The organism is Kineococcus rugosus (genome assembly GCF_050871975.1).
Classification (GTDB): Bacteria; Actinomycetota; Actinomycetes; order Actinomycetales; family Kineococcaceae; genus Kineococcus.
Genome location: NZ_JBJLSJ010000017.1, coordinates 1 through 16,685 on the forward strand (window position 1 = coordinate 1; position 16,685 = coordinate 16,685).

A 16,685-nucleotide genomic window follows, 5' to 3' on the forward strand; every position below is an offset into this window, starting at 1 on the left:
ACCCCCGCGACGAATCACAGGAAACAGACCAGCCGGTGTAGATCATTTCACTTCATAGTTGACCTTGGACTCCAAACCCTGTCCCGAGCTGGCAAGCCAGAACAGGGGTAGATCCCAAAGGAACCCCGACCACTCACCACACAGGATGAGTAGCCATTGGGGGTTAATGCATTGGCATCAACATTTATGGCACACTGTTGAGTTCTCAAGAACCGGACGCACCCACCCCGAACCAACCCCCGAAAGGGCCAGCGGAAGAGGGGCAACTTTCCCACCTTAACCGGACATCGGGCCAACCTGCAACCCCACCCCGGTCAAGACCTCCCGGCGCCACCCCCTGGACGCGGACCACCCAAGCTCGTGAGCTCCGGTTTTCCGCCCCGCCGGGGCGACATCGAGAACATTACGCGGCTCGCGGCCCAGCGCCAAATCCGTGCCCGTAGCGGCAGCGGATCCGTTGCCGCACAACGGAAGGAACGCTCCGAGGAGCCTGCGGACCCTTGGACACCCTGCCTCGTCCGTCGCTCCGGGGCCATCGATCGGTCCGACCACCAGCGGAGGTGGCGAGCGCTCGGGAGGTTCGTGCCGCCCTCCCGCTCAAGGTGAGCCCTCCAACGGTCGAAGACCCCCCGTACCGGTGGAGCCGCCACCGGACGCCGACCCTGCCGTGCCCGGAAGAGGACCCCGTGCTCACTCCCACCGCTGTCCCCACCGGCGCGCGGTCCGCTCGCTCCGCGGCGGCGCGGCACTGCGTGCGCGTCCTGGGTCGCCCCGACGCACCGGTCCTGCTGCTGGTGCACGGGTTCGGCGGCGACCAGCGCGCCTGGGACCGGCTCGTGCCGTCCTTCGTCGACCGGTACCGCGTGGTCCTGCTGGACCAGGCCGGTGCCGGCGGGTTCGACAGCGCGACCTACGACCGGGAGCGGTACTCCACGCTCGACGGCTACGCGGCGGACCTCGTGGCCGTCTGCGAGGAGCTCGACCTGCGCGACGTCGCCGTCGTGGGCCACAGCGTGAGCTCGACCATCGCCGCCCGGGCCGCGGTCCTGGCGCCCGAGCGCTTCTCGCGCGTCGTCATGATCGCGCCGTCGGCGCGCTACCTCGACGACCCGGGCACCGGCTACGACGGGGGCTTCTCCGCCGACGACATCGACGAGCTCCTGGACTCCCTCGACCAGAACTACCTGTCCTGGACCACCAGCGTCGGCCCGATGGTCATGGGCAACCCCGCCCGCCCCGAGCTCGGCGAGGAGCTGACGGCGTCGTTCCGGGCGCTGCACCCCGGCACGGCCCGCGACTTCGCCCGCGCCACCTTCCTCAGCGACTCGCGCGAGCTGCTGACGCGGCTGCAGGCGCCCACCCTCGTGCTGCAGTCCCGCGACGACGCCCTCGCCCCCGACAGCGCCGTCCGGGAGGTCGTCGCGCTCGTCCCGCACGCCACGCTGGTGCCCCTCGACGCGAGCGGCCACTGCCCACACCTCAGCGCCCCCGCGCAGACCGCCGCCGCGATCCTCGCCCACCTGTCGTGACCGACCCGTTCGAGGCGCTGTTCCACCACGCCCCCTGCGGCTACCTCACCACCACCGACGACGGGCGCATCACCCGCGTCAACGACACCTTCCTCACCTGGTCCGGGCACCACCGCGACCAGCTGCTCGGATCCGCCTTCGGCCGGCTGCTGCCCGTGGGCGACCGGATCCTGTGGTCCACGCACAGCCAGCCCCAGCTCGCCACCACCGGGACCGTCGGCGACGTCGCCGTGGACGTCGTCGGCGCGGACCGGACCCGCCGCCCCGCGCTCCTCACCGCCACCCGCGTCCCGACGGACGACGGCACCGACGCCGAGGTGCGGGTCGTCGTCGTCGGCGCCCCCGGACGCCGCGCCCACGAGCAGGAACTCGTCGCCGCCCTCCACCGCGTCGAGGAAGCCGACGACCGGCGCGTCGCCGCCGAGGCCGACGGACGCCGGCGAGCGCTGCAGGACCCCCTCACGGGGCTGCCGAACCGCGCCGGGCTCACCCAGCACCTGGAACCCACACCGGAGGGACCGGTCGGGGTGCTGGTCGTGGATGTCGACCACTTCGCCGTCGTCAACGAGAGCCTCGGCGCGAGCGCCGGCGACGAACTGCTCGTCACCGTCGCGGCCCGGCTGACCGCCGCCGTGCGCGACGGGGCCGTCGTGGCGCGCGTGTCCGCCGACGAGTTCGTCGTCGTCGAGCGCTGCCCCGACCTGGCCGCGGTGCGCCGGCTCGCCGACCGTGCCCTCGCCCAGCTGAGCGCACCCGTCGCCCTCGCCGGGCTGGAGGTCGTGACGTCCGCCAGCATCGGCGCCGCCGTCGCCGACGACGCCGACCGGGCGCTGCAGCACGCCGGGTCGGCGATGCAGCGCGCCAAGGCCCGCGGCGGCGGGCGCGTCGACGTGCACGACCCCACCACCGCGAACTCCACCGCCGACCGGCTCCGGCTCCTCGGGGAACTGCGCCACGGGATCACCGGAGGGCAGCTGCGCCTGCTGTACCAACCGCAGGTGCAGCTCCACGACGGGCACGTCCGCGGGGTCGAGGCGCTCGTCCGGTGGCAGCACCCCACCCGGGGTCTGCTGCCGCCGTCGGAGTTCATCGACGCCGCCGAGCAGTCCGGCCTCGTCCGCGAGCTCGGCGCCTGGGTCCTCGACACGGCCGTCGCGCAGGCCGCCCGCTGGGCCCGCGACACCGGTCAGCCGCCGCTCGAGGTGTCGGTGAACCTGTCCGCCCGGCAACTGGGCGACCCCGGCCTCGTCGACGCCGTCACCGCCGCCCTCGGACGGCACCGGCTCCCCGCCCACCTGCTCGTCCTGGAGATCACCGAGACCGCCCTCGTCGCCGACCCCGACGCCGCGGCCGCCACGCTCAGCGCCCTGCAGGAGCTCGGCGTGGGCATCTCCGTCGACGACTTCGGCACCGGCTACGCCAGCCTCACGTACCTGCAGCGGTTCCCCGTCGACGAGCTGAAGATCGACCGGTCCTTCGTCGACGGGCTCGGGGTGTCAGACGGGGACACCGGGATCGTGCGGGCGTGCGTGCAGCTCGCGCACGCCGTGGGGGTGCGCGCCGTCGCCGAAGGGGTCGAGACCGAGGAGCAGCGGCGTGCGCTGGTCGAGATGGGGTGCGACGTGGGGCAGGGGTACCTGTTCTCGCGGCCCGTGCAGGCGGACGCGATCCGCCCTCTCTGACAGGGAGCTGCACGGGCCCGGTTCGCCCTCGGAGCAGGACGTCTGGACCCGCCGGTCAGGCCGTGCCCTCTCGAGGGGCCTGCTGCACGAGCCGCTTCAGCTGGGCCCGCGTCTCGGCGTCCGTGGAGTACAGCACGGTGCCGACCATGCCCCGGGTCATCAGGACCTTGTAGACGTTGCGGACCAGCCGGTCGAAGTCCGCATCGCCGACCCGGGTGCGGTTGCGGAAGTCCGGGTCCCGGTTGGCTGAGCGCTCGCTCACGAACCGACCTTCCCGCCACACGAGGTCCGGGCCGAGGACCACCCCGCTCCAGTCGTACTCGAAGCCCTGCGCGGTGTAGATGCAGCCGACCTGACCGAAGCCGCCGTCCTGGGTCGCCCACAGGGCGGCCGGTGGTGCGTCCCCGACGGCCCGGTCACCGGGCACGTTCCAGGGGCGCGCCCAGTCGCCGATGCGGACGTCCGGCACGAGGCCACCGTCTGCGGCCGGAATCTTGCTCCACGGCCAGCAGTACCCCGCGGACATGCGGGCGGAGTACCCCTCCTCGAGCCGGGCCGCGAGGAACTGCTCCATCTCCTCGGGGGTGTCGGCGACGCGCAGCTGGAAGTGCTCGTCACCGGTCCAGTCCTCGACGCCCTCGTCGCTGAGGCCCAGCAGTCGCTGCACCCACCGCACGTACTCGGCGCTGCCGCCGCAGCGGAACTGCGCGTCGAGCGGGACGGTGAGGACCTCGACCCCGAGGCGCTCGGCGTGCCGGGTGATCTCTTCCAAGGAGCCCATCTCCCCGGGGCGGACGACCTGGTGCTGGTCGAGCAGGAACACCGGGACCCGCGCGGCGGCGATGAGCTCGTCGACCTGCGGCCGGCCCGTGCGCAGCTCCGCACGGGTGTAGCGGTCGACAGACGTCTCCCGGATGCGGTGGGCCTCGTCCAGGATCAGCACGTCGAGGTCGTTGGGCTCGGCGGTCATGAACTGGTTGAAGTACTTGAACATCGACTGCACCCGCGGGGCCCGGTGGCCGGCGACCTTGCGGAGCGTCTGCGTGAAGGACCGCGACCCGGTGGCGTGCAGCACGCTCTGGCCCGCGCGGGACAACTCGCCCAGCAGCGACAAGGCGATGACGCTCTTGCCGCTGCCCGGTCCGCCGGTGACGACGACGACGCGCTTGCTGTTGCCCGCCTTGGCCCGCCGGACCTGGTGCAGCACGAGGTCGACGGCCTCCTGCTGCTCCCCGACGAGGCGGAACTGCTCACGCTCGCGGATCTCCGCGGCGGCGACCTTCAGGAGCTGGCGCGACGGCGCGACCTTGGACCCGAGCAGCTCGTCCGCGGCGTGCACCCCGGGAACGCCCGGCGCCAGCCGCGTGCGGAGGTGGTTGCGGAGCGCACCGCGGTCCGCTCCGGTGAACAGCCTTCCCGAGCGGTCCATCGCGTAGTCGGCGAGCTCGGCGACCGCACCCGGCGCTGTCGCGTTGTGCAGGTACGCGACGCCGGCGACGGCGTCCCGCGCGAACTCCAGCGAGCGGGTGAAGTCGAGGAGGTAGTCGACGTACCCGCGGACCTGCTTCACCGGGTGCAGCTTCGGCGGACCGGCCATGGCGGGGACGACGACGAGGTCGGGGTTGTCCTCGAACCGGTGCGCCGAGCTCCACTGCTTCAGCTCCACCACGACGTACGAGGCGTCGCCCGTCCTCGGGTGCACCCCGGCGAGGACGACGTCGGCGCGTTTCGACGTCAACGGGAGCTGGTGCTCGAGGAGGACTTCGACGTCGCCGAGGTCGGCTTCGACGAGGTCGGTGACGAGCACGGGGAGGCTCGCCCGCCACGAGGCGACCTCGCTCGGACTGGGTGCGTAGCCCGCCGAGTGGAGCATCTGCTCCACCATCGCCTCCACGACGGAGCCGGTGGGCAGCTCCTCGTGGAGCTGGGCGGCGGAACGACGGACCAACGACACAGGACATCCCCCGGGCAGCACGAAGTCTCGTGCGGGTGGGGGCGTGTCCTGGGTCCCGTCGGAGCGTGGACGGCGGAAGCCTGTCGGGCCGCGCGGGCAGGCTACCGCCCGCTGATCACCGGCGCCCGTGTCGGGACCGGCCCCTACGATCACGCGCATGCCGGCCCCGACCTCCCGCGCCCGCACGGCGCCGAGGGCGACGCCCCCGGTCCGGGTCGACGACGCGGCGCGACGGGCCCTGCGGGCGTGGGCGGACGTCGACCGGTTCGAGGTGCCCGAGGTCGAGGAGGACGACGCACGGGGCCGCCGTGCTGTCGGGACGCTGCACCCGGACGTCCTGGCGCCGGCGAGCGCCGCGCCGTGGCCGCCGCGGCCGGTCGAGGACGCTCCCCGGCGCGAACCCCACGTCCTGGCCTGCCTGGTGCTGGTGGGGTGCGTCCCGCGGACCCGGGTGGAGGAGGACCTGCTCGAGGCGTTCGCCGACGACCTGCGCCTGCGGGAGGCGTGGCGGCCGCCCACCGGTCGGCGCGGGCGGCCGCGCGGGAGGCTGACGTTCCGGGCGTCGTTCGTCGTGGACGCGACGGGCCGTCCCGTGACCGACTCCCTGCAGTACCACCCGCTGACCGACTTCACCGACTTCGCCCGCGAGCACGGTGCGGCCCTCGGCACGTCCCGGGTCGCGGCGGACGGCCTGCGGCACGTGGAGGCGCGCGAGGCGTCGCTGCGCGCGCGGTGGGACGAGGTCGTCCGCGCCGGCCGTGACGACGATCCCCGGCTGGTCGTGCGGCGGCTCGTCGAGCTGCTGCACGTCACCGATCCCCGGGAAGCCCGCGAGGTGCGGTTCGACGCCCGGTGGGTGCCGGCCGGGGGGAGCCTGGAGGTCCAGCCGCGGTCCTTCTACCGCGACGACCTGCTGGCCGCCGCGGACTCCCCGACGTCCCGCGCCGCGGCCGTCTTCCTCACCGGGCGCCCCGGGGCCCGCCCGGCCTCGACGGTGGACGTGGAGTCGCGGGCTCCGCGGGAGGCGCTGCTGGACCCGTCCCGGCTGCCGCGCGCCGCGTGGCCCGGCGAGCACCTCCCCCGGCTGTCCCAGCAGGTCGCCCTGGCGGGGCTGCTGGAGCACGACGACCCCGTGGTGGCGGTCAACGGCCCGCCGGGGACGGGGAAGACGACGTTCCTGCGGGACCTGTACGCCAACGCCCTCGCCGACCGGGCGGCCGTCATGGCCGGTTTCGACGACCCGCGCGACGCGTTCGGCCCCCGGCAGGACGTCCCCCTGACGTCCGGCGGAACGCGCCCGTTCCACCCGGTCGTCGAGGCGCTGCACGGTTTCGAGCTGCTCGTCGCGTCGTCCAACAACGCCGCCGTCGCGAACGTCAGCCAGGAGATCCCCAAGCTGGGCGAGGTGGACGCGGCGTTCCGCGACGCGCTGTCGTACTTCCGCGGCGCGTCCGACCCGGAGGACGACGGCGAGGTGACGCGCCGCGGCCTGCTCGACGGCGACGCCCCCACGTGGGGGTTCGGCGCGGCGACCCTCGGCAAGCGGTCGCTGATCGGTGCCTTCGAGACCGTCGTGGGGCGCTACACCGCCGCCGACAAACCCGGCCGTCACCTCCTGAAACTGCTGAAGGAAGGCGGCAGCCTCGCCGACTGGCAGGACGCCCGGCAGCGCTTCACCCGGGCCGTGGCGGCGGTGGAGGAGTGGATCGAGCGGACCGAGCAGCAACGGGCCGGCGTGCGGGCGGCCGCCGAGCACCTGCGGGACCTGGAACGGGCCACGCGGGCCGTGACGGACCTCGACGTCGCCGCGACCGACGCCCGCACCGCGGCGGAGGCGGCGGAACGCCGGGTGGCCGACGCGAGAGCGGCCGCCGTGGCCGCGGCCGAGGCGGTCGCCCGGTCCCGGCAGACCCGCCCCGGCTGGTGGGCGCGCGTCACCGGCTCCCCGGAGAGCCAGGCGTGGGCGGACGCCGACAAGGAGAGCCGTCAGGCCTCGGCCGCCGCCGAGAAGACGCTCCGGACGGCGCGCACGACGGCGACGACCCGCGCGGACGAACGTTCGGCGGCAGAACGGGCGCTGGAGACGGGGCAGGCGCGGCGCGACGACCTCCAGCGGGGCGCCGACCACGCGCTCGCGGTCCTCGACGGCGCCGACCCGGACCGGTTCGTGGACGACGAGCGGTGGTGGAGCCGTGACCGCGACGACCTGGAGCAGGGCACGGCGTGGACGACGCGGGAACTGCACGCCCTGCAGGCGGAGGTGTTCGCGGCGGCCATGGCCGTCCACGAGCAGTTCGCCCGCCGCGCCGGGAAGCAGCTCGCCGCCGACCTGCGGTTGTGGATGCACCTCAAGGCCGGTGAGGTCCGCGCGCCCGCGAACACCCAGGTCGCCCTCGACGCGTGGCGGGCGTTCTTCCTGCTCGTCCCGCTGGTCTCCACGACGTTCGCGTCGCTGGCCCGACTGCTCGACGGGGTACCGCCCGGTTCCCTGGGCTGGCTGGTGGTCGACGAGGCCGGGCAGGCGCAACCCGCGCACGCCGTCGGCGGCCTCGCCCGGTTCCGGCGCGCCGTCGTCGTGGGCGACCCCCAGCAGCTCGAACCGGTGGTGGGACTGCCCGACGTGCTCGTCGACCGGCTCCTGGCCGCCCACGACGCCCCCGCCGAGCTCGCGCCGACGCGCGGGTCGGTGCAACGTTCCGCGGACGCCGTCAGCCGGTGCGGCACGAACCGCCAGGGCACCTGGGTCGGGCTCCCGCTGCTGGTGCACAACCGCTGCCTGGACCCCATGTTCAGCGTGTCCAACGAGGTGGCCTACGACCGCGACATGGTCCTGGGCCGGGAGAAACCCGCACCGGCCGCCGCGAGCGCCGTCGGGGACAGCCGGTGGATCGACGTGCCCCGCCCCGACGGCCCGCACTTCCACGACGGTGACGCCGCCGTCGTGCGGGACCTCCTGCGGTCCCTGGACTGGACCGCGGCCAAACCCGCCTCCGTGGCCGTCATCAGCCCCTTCCGGGACGTCGTCCGCGGCGTGCGGCGTGTCGTCGAGGAGGAACTGCGCCACCACCTCCCCGGCGCCTCCCCCGAGGTCCTCGACGCCCGGTGCCGGGTCGGGACCGTCCACACCTTCCAGGGGCAGGAGCGGAACATCGTGGTCCTGCTCCTCGGAGGTGGTTCCCGCGGCGCGCGGCAGTGGGCCGCCGGCACGCCGAACCTGCTCAACGTCGCGGTGACCCGCGCCAAGGACCGGCTCGTCGTCGTGGGTGACCGGGCGGCCTGGCACGACGTCGGGTGCGCGGAGGTGCTGGCCCGGTGGCTGCCCGTGGTGGGGACGGGCGCGGGCTGATCAGCCGGTCAGCGGCAGAGGGCGTCGTCGATGAGTTCCGTCGCGATGTCCCCCGCCGGGACCTGCGCGCCCGGCTGCGGCACCGGGGAGTCGGTGTTGAACGAGACGACGACGCTGCGCCGCCCGTCGGGGGTGACGCCGTTGCGGGTCATGAACCCCTGGATGTCCCCGCCGTGCGCCCACATGCCGCCGCAGGACGTCGGCACCCACATGATGCCCAGGCCGTAGCGGGCGCCGGGCCAGTTGGTGCGGAACTCCTCGCTGGCCGGGACCGTCGCCGTCATCTCCACCCACTGCGCCGGGCGCAGCACCCGGCCGCTCACGAGGGCCTGCAGGAACGTGTTGACGTCGTCGGTGGTGCTGATGATCGCGCCGGCCGCCCCCGCCCACGACGGGTTCAGCTCCGTCGCGTCGATCGCCTCGCCGTAGCGGGGGTCCTCCGGAGTGGCGCCCTCGCCGGGGAACCGCTCGTACCCGATAGCGTGCGGGCCGCGGATCTCCGACGAACTGCCCGGCAGCGTGGTGTGCCGCAGCCCCAGGGGACGCACGATCCGCTCCCGCACCTCGTGCTCCCAGGTGTTCCCGGTGACCTGCTCGATGACCATCCCGGCGAGCACGTAGTTCGTGTTCGAGTAGTTCCAGCTCGTGCCCGGCGCGAACGTCGGGGCCTGCGTCATCGCCAGCGCGACCGCGTCCGGCGCGGTGAGGTCGTCGAAGCGGTGCTGCTGGAAACCTTCCTCGCTGAACAGCTGCGGCATCACGGCCAGGTACTCCGGCAGGCCGCTGGTGTGCTGCAGCAGCTGGCGGATCGAGATGAGGTTCCCGTCGTTGCCGTTGCCCTGCACCACTCCGGGCAGGTGCTGCTCCACGGTGTCGTCCAGCGACAGGCGGCCCTCCCCGACGAGCTGCAGCAGCGTCGCCGCGACGAACGGCTTCGTGACGCTCGCGATGCGGAACCGCGCGTTCCACGGGACGGGGGTCTGCGCGGCGACGTCGCCGACACCGGCGCGGACGGTGAGGTCGCGGTGGCCGGCGCGGTCCAGCTCGGCGAGGACACCGGGGGTCCCCAGCGCCAGCAGGGCGTCGGCGTCCTGCTGCAGCACCTGCCGCAGGTGCGCGTCGTGGTCGCGCGACGGGGCGGCGAAGGCGGGCAGGGCGGTGGCCAGGGTGGCGCAGGCCGCGACGGCCGCCGCGGCGAGCGTGGTGGTGCGGCGGGTCCGGCGGGTGGTGGTTCGCGTCGTCGTCATGCCGAGGACGCTAGGGAGGGCGACCGTCGCGGCGCATCCCCCGAGGCGGGCAACTCCCCCTACCCCCGCAGGGGTACGCCGGGGGTCCGGACGGCCGATGGCGCCCGGCGCGGGTGACGTGCCAGGCTCACGGACGTGCGGAGACTGCCCGGTCCGTCCCTCGTCGACCCCGCGCTCGCCGCGCTGCTGACGCTGCTCACCCTCGGCCCGCTGGTCCGCGCCGGGGAACCCCTGCCCGGTCTCGTGCTCGCCGCGCTCACCGCTGCGCCCATCGCCGTCCGCCAGCGGGTACCGGTGCTGACCGCGGTGCTCGTGCTCGCGGCGGTCACCGGGCACCAGCTCCTCCTCGGCGCGTTCCCCGGCAGCGGCCTCGGCATGGTCGTGGCGATGTTCACCGTCGCCACCCTGCGCCCGCGACGCACCGCGGCCGCGGTGTTCACGGCCGCGGTGGCGGTGGTGTGGCTCGGCGGCGCCGTCGGCTCCGACCCCGAACCGAGCTGGTTCGACATCGGCCAGGCCGCCCTCGTCCTCGTCGGTGCGTGGGCCCTCGGGGAGAGCACCCGCCGCTGGGCCTCGCGCACCGAGGCGCTGGCCGCGCAGTCCGCCCGCGCCGTCGCCGACGAACGCCGCCGCATCGCCCGCGAACTCCACGACGTCGTCGGGCACCACCTGTCGGTGACCGCCCTGCAGGCCGGGGTCGCCGGGTACGTCCTCGACGACGACCCCGCCACCGCGAAGACCGCCATCGCCACCGTCGAGGACACCACCCGCGAGGCGCTCGCCGAGATGCGCCGGCTGCTGGAGGTCCTGCGGGCCGACGACGACCCCGACTACCTCCCCCAGCCGGGACTGGCCGCACTGCCGGACCTCGCCGAGCGGACCCGCGCCGCCGGGATCGCGGTCGACGTGCACACCAGCGGGGAGTTCGACGACCTCGGCGCCGGGCAGGGGCTGTGCGCGTACCGGGTCGTGCAGGAATCCCTCACCAACGTCATCAAGCACACCGCCACCACCCCGCGCGCCGTCCACGCCCAAGTGCTCGTGGAACGCCGCGACGGCACCCTGCACGTCGCGGTCCACGACGACGGTCCCGCGGTTCTGGGACCGGTGCGAGAGGGGCACGGTCTGCGCGGGATGCGCGAACGCGCCGCCCTCTACGGCGGAACCCTCACCGCCGGGCCGCGTCCCGGACACGGGTTCAGCGTCGAACTGCAGCTCCCCGTGCGGGCCGAACCGTGAGCGTCCGCGTCCTCGTCGCCGACGACCAGGCCCTCGTGCGCGCCGGCCTCGTCGCCCTCCTGCGCGCCGCCCCCGGCACCGAGGTCGCCGGGGAAGCCACCGACGGGCAGCAAGCCGTCGACCTGGCCCTCGCGGTCCGGCCCGACGTGGTGCTCATGGACATCCGGATGCCCGTGCTCGACGGGATCACCGCCACCCGGCGCATCCTCGGCTCCGAACGCCTTTCCGGCGAAGAGCCGCCGAAGGTGCTCGTGCTGACGACGTTCGACCTCGACGAACACGTCTACGCCGCCCTGCGCGCCGGCGCCGCCGGGTTCCTCCTCAAGGAAACCCCACCCGCGCGGATCATCGCCGCCGTCGAAGCCGTCGCCGCCGGAGACGTCCTCCTCACCCCGCGGATCACCCACCGGCTCGTCGAAGCGTTCCGGCCGCGAAAGGTCAGTGAGTCGGCGGTCGTGGACGCGCTCACCGCGCGGGAGCGGGAAGTGCTCGTCCTCGTGGGGCAAGGGCTGAGCAACGCGGAGATCGCGGAGCGCTTCGTGCTGAGTGAGGCGACGGTGAAGACGCACGTGAAGCGGGTGATGGGGAAGCTGGGGTTGGCGAGTCGGGCGCAGGCGGTGGTGTGGGCCTACGAGAGCGGGTTGGTGGTGGCGGGGAGGGACACCGCCTCGTGATCGGGATCTGGCACGCGTCTGCTCCATGCGCTAACAAGGGCTGCCTGCGTGGTCGAACTAATCGAGCGGGACGGGCGACGAATCCCGCAGCGTCTGAGGCTTGGTGAGGGTTCGGTCATCACCACCTCAGTTGCTGTTGCTGGCGCAGATGGTGCTGGCGACGGCGGTGATGTTCTTTCCCCTGACATCTGGCGCTCGTGGTGGTCGGCTGCTCCATGCCGCTCACCAACATCCGCGACAAGCCACAGCGCCCGGTGGCCGCGGCCTACCCGCAGGTGCGGGTGCGGATGGGCGAGCTGCTCGGCGCCGTTTCCGAGACCGTCGTCGGCGCCGACGTCATCCGCGCCCACGATGCTGCCTCCCGCTCCTGGCGCACCGTGGACGCCGCCGTGGAGGCGCACCGCAAGCAGGCCGTGAAGGCCCGGGTCGCCACCGCCACGACGTTCTCCACCGGCGTCGGCGGCGACATCACCCCCGGTCGGCTGCTGGCCTTCCTCTTCCTCGCGCAACTGTGGATGGGGCCGGTGCAGGCGACCATCGAGGTGCTCAACGAGCTGCCTGCCGGTCCCGTCGACGTGCGCGTCGAGGACCTCGCCTACACCTACTCCGGCACCGACAAGGTGGTGCTGACGGGCGTCACCCTGCACCTGCCCGCCGGCTCCCGCACCGCCGTCATCGGCGAGACCAGCTCCGGCAAGACCACCCTCGCCCGCCGCGTCACCCGCCTCGTCGACCCCGCCGCCGGGCGAGTCCTCCTCAACGGGATCGACGCTCCTGACCTGCCCAGCCGCGAACTGCACCGCCGCGTCGCTGCCGTGCCCCAGGAGGGCTTCCTCTTCGACGCCACCGTCGGCGACGACGTCCGCCGCGGCAAGCCCGGCGCCACCGGCGACGACGTCTGCGCCGCCTTCGCCGACCCCAGCCTCACCGCCTGGCTCGGGGGTCTGCCCGACGGCCTCGACCCCCCGTCGGCCAGCGCGGCGAGCGCCTCTCCGTCGGCGAGCGCCAGCTCGTGGCGCTGGCGAGAGCACACCTCCCGACCCCGACCTGCTCGTCCTTGACGAGGCCACCTCCTCCGTCGACCCCGCCACCGAAGTGGGGCTGCAGCGGGCCCCCGAAGAGGTGCTCAGCGGGCGGACCTCGGTGGCCATCGCGCACCGGCTGTCAACGGCGGAGGCCGCCGACGTCGTCCTGATCGTCGACTCCGGGCGGATCGTCGAGGTGGGGCCGGCAGTGGAGCCGGCGCACGCCGGAGGGCCGTACTCGCGACTGCACGCGGCGTGGATGGCGCAGCACTCCTGACCGGGCCACCCGTCGACGCGGGAACCGCACCGACGGTGCGGGTGCTGGAGCGAGCGGTCACCCAACGGCGATTCGGCACGCCCCACCGCGACGAGCGCCCGCACCCGGATCGACCCGACGTACTCACTCGTACGTCGCGGGCCAGCGCGGACCGGTGGGCGCCGAAGGGTTCAAGCCGTCGAGGACCAACCAGGGAGCAATCCGACGAGCGGAGGAGCAGTGGGCGACGGCCTGCCCGGCGACACGGCAGGCCAGGGCGAACAGGTCCTGCAGGTCGCTCACCGAGTCACCGCTGCCCTGCAACGTCGAGCCGCCCGCCCTCGCCCCGTCCTCGAGCATGCCTGCGAGGAGACGGGCTTGGTTCGGAGTGAGGTCGTCGAGGACCTCGGCGAGCCCTCCGACGGTGCTGTCGCTGAAGGCCCCGGAGTCCTCCAAGGCGGCGAGCGAAGCGGCGATCCAGCGACACAGGACGTCTGCGCTGCGCTCGAAGTGGTCCTCGGCGGCGGACTCGAAGAACCACGATCCGTGCTGCTCGTTGATGCCAGGCAGCACGGTGCTGGTCACCAGCCCGCTGAGCATGACTTCGACGTCATCGCGCACGTCGGGAACGGTCCGTTGGGTGGACATGGCCCCGGAGAAGCTGTCGATCCGGCGGGATCGCGCAGGTGCGGCTAGATCAACCTCCCACGCGGGGAGCTCGAGGAGAGCAGAAGCGTCCAGCGCGCTGCCCGGCAGCACCGTCACCGACAGGCAACGATCGCCGGGCGCCCGGCGCGCCGTCTGAACGGCTCGGTCCACGACACCCCGCTCCCTCTGCGTCAGGTCGGTGAGTCCCACCCTCCGCTGCGTGGTCAGTCGTGGCAGGCCCGCCGCGGCGGCGATCACGTGCTCGTCCTGCACGACGTGCAGGTGCAGGAGCAGCGCGAGCTCGCCGATCAGGTCGGCGTGGGAAGAGGTGTGCCACGTGATCCCGGGCGCCCCGTCCAGCCCGGAGCGCTCCTCACCCTCGAAGAGGTCCAGGCGCAGGAGCTGCCACGCGGTCTCGGCGCCCTCGTGGAGCAGCACGAGCCACCCGGGCCGGACCCCTCCCCGGTAGCGGTGAGGGTTGCCGACGAGGATGCTCGTCGTCACAGTGCTCATGTCTTCCCTCCCTCGACTGCTGTTGAGCAGTTGATGATGCCGCTCGACGCCACGGGCAACGCACGGGATCCGCCGTGATTCGACCGTCTGGCGCAATCGCGCGGCTGGATGCGGGACGAGCCCTCTCGGGCGTCGGCACGTCGACCGGGTCCTCTGCGTGCGAACACCCCTGCGCTGGAGGCTCGCACTCCCCCGCACGACCTGTCCGTGGTCGACCACCGGAATCGGCGCCTTCCGGCACAGGCCGTTCGTCGACCAGGTGAACGCCCAGTTCATCGGCACCTGCCACGTGCGTGGTACGACACCGGGATGGTTGAGGTACCTTCACGACGAGGCAGAGCGAGGGCGTGAGTGACCGCAGCTGAGGGGAGCACCCACCGACTCGTGGTGGGCACTGCGGCAGCAGCGGTTGTACCCTTTTCCACAGGCATCAGGTACCAGCTCCCGGACCAGCGGCGGCACCTCACCCTCGGCCACGGCTACAGCGTCAGACCACCTCGGCGGGCGAGGCGAGTCACGGCGGAGCGAGCGGTCGTCCGGGGTGACAGCGCTCGTAGCGTTCACAGCGACGGAGCCGTCCGCCGAGCTGGGTGGCGCAGCACGGCATTGAGCAGTGGTCCCTTCGGGTCACCTGAACCCGCGTGTCTTGAGTGTGTCGTTCCATGCGGCGCGACACCAGATCGGCACGGATGAAAGACGGAATCTTGAAGAGGCTCGCTCTCCTGAGGGAGCAGATCTCACAGTGAGAAGGGTTTTGTGATGGTCGACACCACGCCGTGGGAGCCGCACGCTCCTGCTCAGCACGCCGATCCTGGTCCGGCCGATGAGGGTCTCCGCCGGCACCTTTCGTTCGGCCTGTGAGCCGTCACGTGCCTGACCACGTCGTGGAGGAACCTCCGATGTCGATCCCGAAGCGTGTTCAGCGCTCCTCGGGGTTCCAATACCGCTCGTACCGATCGCGCTCGGCCGGCCGTCGCGTGGCTGGGCTTCCGCCTGAAGGTCCGTGGAGCACTGAACCTGACGAAGTTCGGTGGATCGACGCACGGACCGACCTCGCGTGCGTCGTCAGCCGCAACTACTGGGGCGCATGGTGCGGCTACGTCGCGGTCACTTCCTCACACCCCTTCTGCGGACGTGAACGTTCAACGATCAACGGCATCGTCGTGCACGGGGACTTGACGTACAGCGGCTTCTCCGGACCATGGGACGAGCGCGCGAAGGGCGATGGCGCACCAGTCCTGGCGAGCTCCGGCTACTGGCTGGGGTTTGACTGCATGCACATCTACGACGGCGACCTCATCCCGAGCCGGCTGAGCGCTCCAGGTGCCCCCGCCGTGGACCGGAACGCGGTCTACCGCGATCTGACATTCGCGATCCGCGAAGTGGAGTCCCTCGCGCAGCAGTTGGCGGACCAGACTGCACCTTGATCGCCAGGAGGCGAGGGGTGGGTGGCTGTCGGCGCTCCCGTCCGCGCCACCGCCACGTCGTACGGGTCGAGGAAGTCGAGCCTTATGAATCGACGTCTTGGATCTTGCGGAAGCGCTGAGACGCCACGCGGCTCGGCCGATTGAGGCCGAGGTTGATCACGAGCGTCGTCCTCGACGGGGTGCCGGCCACCGGGCAACAGAGCCGGCCTCGAGCGTTCCGGTTGGCGCCGTGGAGGACGCTCAGCGGTAGTTCGTCGGTAGTGACCAACAGGGCGGGCACAGTACCCGGACCCCCCGGGTCGGTGAGGTCGCGCCTCCTCGGCGCACCCCCTCGCTGATCAGCCGGCGAGGGTGAACCAGACGGTCGGTGGTCGTGCGGATCGGGCTGCGCACGGCTCAGCACGGCACACCGGAGCCGTCGACCGGCTCTCGCGACGAGGTTCTGACTGAGTGGCGACTCCTGCCGCCGTCCGTGAACTCGGGTTCGCCGACGGCCGGTCCGTCGTCACAAGCCGGTCCCCAGCTCCTCAACCTCCTTCCCGTGCAGTCGGCGAGGAGCTGCTGCTCGAGGTGATCGAGCCGGATCGCGGCGCACGCTGTGGACGGAGCGCAAACCGTCGTAGTCGACCGAGAAGTACACCCGGCTCGACGTCCACGCCACCACTTCACTGCCGGGTGCGTTGCCGCCCACGCAGGGGTCAAACCGTGCAGCGCCTCCCGGGGCACCGCTGAGCCCGTGGTCGTTGGGGAAGGTGATCCGGAAGGTGCCCTCATCGGGCCAGTACTCCTGCACCGGGCCCGGATCGCCGGCCTCGACCATCGCCTGGCGCAGCTCGTGGAGCCACGTAGTGAGAGGGTGTGTTCCTCGCCTGCTCACACCCCACGCCTCGAGCGGTGCTGAGTCCCTCCAGGACTCACCGCGAGCGTCACCAACCGGATCCATGTGCTTGCCACCCCCTCGAACCGTCGTGCACTTCGTGTTCTGCGATGGTCGGCCCGCACGAGGAGCACGGCGCGTCGGGCTCCGGACCACGACAACGGTGATCGCGGTGGACCACCGAGCTCACGCGCATCCATGCACCCACACCCACACCCACACCCAGCGAGCGCACCACGCGCCAGGCGGACTTCCGCGAACCGCCTCG

General features: G+C 72.8%; 11 protein-coding genes. 8 read left to right on the forward strand and 3 right to left on the reverse strand.

Translation table 11 applies throughout. The features are described 5' to 3' along the window. The first annotated feature begins 686 nt into the window (after positions 1-686). Entirely contained in the window at positions 687-1,529 is an 843-nt protein-coding gene (locus ACRYM6_RS11460) for an alpha/beta fold hydrolase (protein WP_432543002.1), read from the forward strand. Continuing rightward, positions 1,526-3,211: a sensor domain-containing protein gene (locus ACRYM6_RS11465; RefSeq protein ID WP_432543003.1), complete on the forward strand. Its 1,686-nt coding sequence runs from the start codon at positions 1,526-1,528 to the stop codon at positions 3,209-3,211. The genes ACRYM6_RS11460 and ACRYM6_RS11465 overlap by 4 nt, the downstream gene beginning before the upstream one ends. Positions 3,212-3,266: 55 nt before the next feature. Here ACRYM6_RS11465 and ACRYM6_RS11470 read toward each other — a convergent pair whose 3' ends face one another. Beyond that, the gene (locus ACRYM6_RS11470) at positions 3,267-5,165 is read right to left on the reverse strand and encodes a DNA/RNA helicase domain-containing protein (RefSeq protein WP_432543004.1); all 1,899 of its coding nucleotides are present in this window, start codon (positions 5,163-5,165) and stop codon (positions 3,267-3,269) included. Between the two features lie 157 nt (positions 5,166-5,322). Here ACRYM6_RS11470 and ACRYM6_RS11475 point away from each other — a divergent pair, with 157 nt between their 5' ends. After that, a complete protein-coding gene (locus ACRYM6_RS11475; protein WP_432543005.1) occupies positions 5,323-8,511 on the forward strand; it encodes a DEAD/DEAH box helicase in 3,189 nt (1,062 codons plus the stop codon). An 8-nt stretch (positions 8,512-8,519) separates the two neighbouring features. Here the strand turns inward: ACRYM6_RS11475 and ACRYM6_RS11480 are convergent, their stop codons facing one another. Next, complete coding sequence (locus ACRYM6_RS11480) at positions 8,520-9,758, reverse strand: serine hydrolase domain-containing protein (RefSeq protein ID WP_432543006.1); 1,239 nt, start codon at positions 9,756-9,758, stop codon at positions 8,520-8,522. 135 nt (positions 9,759-9,893) lie between these two features. On the opposite strand from ACRYM6_RS11480, the gene ACRYM6_RS11485 reads away from it, so the two are divergent. The 4 genes from ACRYM6_RS11485 (at position 9,894) to ACRYM6_RS11500 (ending at position 12,973) form a co-directional block, all read left to right on the forward strand. Continuing rightward, positions 9,894-10,997 carry a sensor histidine kinase gene (locus ACRYM6_RS11485; protein WP_432543007.1) on the forward strand — a complete coding sequence of 368 codons (1,104 nt, stop codon included), beginning with the start codon at positions 9,894-9,896 and terminating at the stop codon, positions 10,995-10,997. Continuing rightward, the gene (locus ACRYM6_RS11490) at positions 10,994-11,671 is read left to right on the forward strand and encodes a response regulator (RefSeq protein ID WP_432543008.1); all 678 of its coding nucleotides are present in this window, start codon (positions 10,994-10,996) and stop codon (positions 11,669-11,671) included. Before ACRYM6_RS11485 ends, ACRYM6_RS11490 begins: the two co-directional genes overlap by 4 nt. Before the next feature lie 215 nt (positions 11,672-11,886). Continuing rightward, on the forward strand, positions 11,887-12,732 hold the full coding sequence (locus tag ACRYM6_RS11495; protein WP_432543009.1) for an ATP-binding cassette domain-containing protein: 846 nt from the start codon (positions 11,887-11,889) through the stop codon (positions 12,730-12,732). Positions 12,733-12,814: 82 nt separating this feature from the next. Continuing rightward, positions 12,815-12,973 carry a hypothetical protein gene (locus tag ACRYM6_RS11500; RefSeq protein WP_432543010.1) on the forward strand — a complete coding sequence of 53 codons (159 nt, stop codon included), beginning with the start codon at positions 12,815-12,817 and terminating at the stop codon, positions 12,971-12,973. Positions 12,974-13,096: 123 nt separating this feature from the next. Here the strand turns inward: ACRYM6_RS11500 and ACRYM6_RS11505 are convergent, their stop codons facing one another. Beyond that, complete coding sequence (locus tag ACRYM6_RS11505; protein WP_432543011.1) at positions 13,097-14,113, reverse strand: hypothetical protein; 1,017 nt, start codon at positions 14,111-14,113, stop codon at positions 13,097-13,099. Positions 14,114-15,012: 899 nt separating this feature from the next. On the opposite strand from ACRYM6_RS11505, the gene ACRYM6_RS11510 reads away from it, so the two are divergent. Beyond that, positions 15,013-15,540 (forward strand): hypothetical protein, encoded by a 528-nt coding sequence (locus ACRYM6_RS11510; protein WP_432543012.1) that lies wholly within the window; start codon positions 15,013-15,015, stop codon positions 15,538-15,540. The last annotated feature ends 1,145 nt before the right edge of the window (positions 15,541-16,685 follow it).

Excerpts from the sequence above, each read along its gene's own strand:
- ACRYM6_RS11475 (WP_432543005.1), top strand. The coding sequence starts at position 5,323 with ATGCCGGCCCCGACCTCCCGCGCCCGCACGGCGCCGAGGGCGACGCCC.
- ACRYM6_RS11480 (WP_432543006.1), bottom strand. The coding sequence starts at position 9,758 with ATGACGACGACGCGAACCACCACCCGCCGGACCCGCCGCACCACCACG.
- ACRYM6_RS11495 (WP_432543009.1), top strand. The coding sequence starts at position 11,887 with ATGCCGCTCACCAACATCCGCGACAAGCCACAGCGCCCGGTGGCCGCG.
- ACRYM6_RS11505 (WP_432543011.1), bottom strand. The coding sequence starts at position 14,113 with ATGAGCACTGTGACGACGAGCATCCTCGTCGGCAACCCTCACCGCTAC.
- ACRYM6_RS11510 (WP_432543012.1), top strand. The coding sequence starts at position 15,013 with ATGTCGATCCCGAAGCGTGTTCAGCGCTCCTCGGGGTTCCAATACCGC.